Origin of the sequence: Actinophytocola xanthii (genome assembly GCF_001921205.1) — a bacterium.
GTDB lineage: Bacteria > Actinomycetota > Actinomycetes > Mycobacteriales > Pseudonocardiaceae > Actinophytocola > Actinophytocola xanthii.
In genome coordinates this window covers 1-682 of sequence record NZ_MSIE01000193.1, presented here as the reverse complement: position 1 = coordinate 682, position 682 = coordinate 1, and the positions used below count along the sequence as shown (strand labels likewise).

At 68.3% G+C, this 682-nt stretch carries 1 protein-coding gene; it reads left to right on the top strand.

What is annotated here, in order from left to right; all coding sequences use genetic code 11:
* Positions 1-682, top strand: a 682-nt coding sequence (locus BU204_RS37885; RefSeq protein ID WP_143230068.1) for an acyltransferase domain-containing protein, incomplete at both ends; no start/stop codon positions are given.

The following is a 682-nucleotide window of genomic DNA, read 5'->3' as shown; positions in this document are numbered from 1 at the left end:
TCGGGTCAGGGTTCGCAGCGGGTGGGGATGGGTCGGGAGCTGTGTGGGCGGTTCCCGGTGTTCGCGCACGCCTTTGACGAGGTGGCGGCGGAGTTCGACGGGCTGTCCGAGGTGGTGTGGGGGAGCGCGTCGGGGTTGGACGAGACGGGGTGGGCGCAGCCGGCGTTGTTCGCGGTTGAGGTGGCGTTGTTCCGGTTGTTGGGGTCGTGGGGGGTGCGGCCGGACTTTGTGGTGGGGCATTCGGTGGGTGAGTTGGCGGCGGCTCATGTTGCTGGGGTGTTGTCGCTTGAGGATGCGTGTCGGGTGGTGTCGGCGCGGGCTCGGTTGATGCAGGCGTTGCCTTCGGGTGGGGCGATGGTGGCGATCCGGGCGTCGGAGGCCGAGGTACTACCGCTGCTTGGCGACGGGGTGTCGATCGCGGCGGTGAATGGTCCGGAGTCGGTGGTGGTCTCCGGTGGCGAGGACGCGGTGCTGGCGGTGTCGGCGCGGTTTGGGAAGACGACGCGGCTGCGGACCTCCCATGCGTTTCATTCGGGGTTGATGGAGCCGATGCTGGCGGAGTTCCGGGCGGCGATGGAGGGGATCACCTTTTCGGAACCGTCGATTCCGGTGGTGTCCACGGCAGGTGGAGACTTTGACCGGGAGTACTGGGTTCGGCAGGTGCGGGAGCCGGTGCGGTTCG